This is a genomic window from Flavobacterium sp. R1_16 (assembly GCF_057652095.1).
Genome location: NZ_JBYFCG010000021.1, coordinates 1 through 2112 on the forward strand (window position 1 = coordinate 1; position 2112 = coordinate 2112).

Annotated in this window: 3 protein-coding genes; all 3 read left to right on the top strand. The window is 29.2% G+C overall.

The features are described 5' to 3' along the window. The first annotated feature begins 114 nt into the window (after positions 1 to 114). Complete coding sequence (locus AC23L6_RS13290; RefSeq protein WP_487562966.1) at positions 115 to 894, top strand: hypothetical protein; 780 nt, start codon at positions 115 to 117, stop codon at positions 892 to 894. A gap of 210 nt (positions 895 to 1104) precedes the next feature. Next, positions 1105 to 1443 (top strand): hypothetical protein, encoded by a 339-nt coding sequence (locus tag AC23L6_RS13295; protein ID WP_487562965.1) that lies wholly within the window; start codon positions 1105 to 1107, stop codon positions 1441 to 1443. A gap of 1 nt (position 1444) precedes the next feature. Continuing rightward, positions 1445 to 1915, top strand: a complete 471-nt coding sequence (locus tag AC23L6_RS13300; RefSeq protein WP_487562964.1) for a hypothetical protein — start codon at positions 1445 to 1447, stop codon at positions 1913 to 1915. Positions 1916 to 2112: the final 197 nt, after the last annotated feature.

Consider the following 2112-nt stretch of genomic DNA (forward strand, 5'->3'; position numbering starts at 1 on the left):
AAATAAACTACTGCTTGAAAACATTTTGCTATATTTGTTCGAAGGGCTGTGAGGTTTTTTCACAGTCTGACGTTAGCAGCAAGCTTCAAAAAAATCGCAGTATAAAAAACGAGTATGGAAAAACACAAGTTTTGGATAATTTTAATTAGTGGTTTTCTAACGCCTCTTTTAGTGTACTTATTTCCGGTTGATGGTGGTGGTGCATCAATAATCTTTACAATTTCAATTCCTTTTTTTATTTTTTTATCAATCCTATTTGCTTTTTTATATAAAAGAGTATCTAAAAAGATTGAGTTAAAATGGAGAAGAAATATATTCTTTTCATTTCTACTCTTTATTATTCTCGGTTTAACTTTTTATTCATTTCCCTGCTTTGATAAAGACAACCTTTGTCCTTATGAAGTTGTCTATAATTCTGTAAAAACATTAACAAATTATGACAAAATTAAATTCGATGACATTTTAATAGAAAAAAAGCAATCAAATTATCCTTTAATTGTTGTGGCTCAAAAAAAGTATAAAAAGACATTTCCAAACAAAATCTATTATATCAATTATCAAGGAAAAGAAACTTTTACTTCAGAAAAATTTTATGCAATTTATTTCCGAAACGGTAAAGTTTTTTCAAATAACAAAAATTTAAAAATTGTCCTTTTAAAAAATGGCAATATTCAATTTTCTGAAATTTATAATAACGAAAAGATTGAATTTAAATCAACCAAAAGCGGTTTCGTAAATATGCCAAATGAATATGTAAATTATTATAACAATGGATATGAATACATAAACCTCGAGAAAGAGTTTAAAAATTTCAACCTAAATATTAGAAAAGAACCTGAAAAAAACATAACAACGGAATATGGTTTTTATAAAATTCTATATTGGATTTCATAAAAAGCCAGCTGCTAACAGCGGTTTTGTGAAATGGCGGGGCTTGGTGATTTTTTGGAATGGTTTGGTGCTTTTATTTCTTCTTTTCATTCGGCTTTTTCTTTCAAACTTTTCGGTATATTTGTAAACATCAGTAATAAAATTCCGCCACTTCACAAAGCCGGCGGGACGTTAGCCGTCAGTTTGTCGCAGAACTAATAAAATAGAGAGAATATGAGAAAAAACGCAATAATAATTCTAAGTATTTTGGTTCTAACTTTTGAGATTTATGGCTATATAAAATCTGAAATTACTACTCAAAAATATTGGGACAATATTTCAAAATTGAAAGTCGGAATGAATTTAAATGATGCGAGAAAAATAATCGGAGACTCTGAATATCAATATATATCACAAGACAATAAATCGGGAGAAATCATTATTACTAAAGACGAAAATAATAATCCAATTTATGCTTTAGAATACGATATGCTTTTTGGAGCGTCTGACAACCCTAAAATATACTTCGACCCAGATACTTTAATCATATATAAAATTGTTAATGGTGAATAAAATGAAGAGAAATTTAATTTTGACCGTAGTAATTCCGTTGACAATTATAATCTTTTTTAGTTTCACTAAATGGTGGATAGCTGACGTTGTAGACGGAACAGACGGAATAATGTACGGCTTCCCTTTTATTTATAAATCTCCAGCATTTTATACTTCAATTGCACAAGAATATTTCATTACAGAACTAATTTTAGATTTTGTAATCTATTTAGGAGTAATGATTGGGATTATTTTCTTTGTAAATAAATATCTTTTCGAAATTAAAATCAGAAAACCAATTACTATTATCTTATACTCTATTGCACTTATAATTTTCAGTTTAGAACTCTTGTTTGCATCACTGCCCGAAAACAAATTTTCTTTAACTAGAGATTTTGACATTGTAATAAAGAAAACAGGTTTTGAATTTCCATTTAACAATAATGACAGAAAAGAATTTGACAATTATCACCAAATAAAACCGAACGGCTAACAGGGGTTTTGTGCAATAGGGGTTTTCGTGGTTAATTGAAATTTATTACTTTTAGCAAGTTTCGGTGACGGCAGACAGTTTCGGTTTTCATAAATCCCCTACTGCCACAAAGCCCCAACCCGTCAGGCTGTGAAAAAACCTCATTTTGATTTCTTTTCTACTTCACAGGAGGTCTATAAATGGATTTTAAGCTAGGC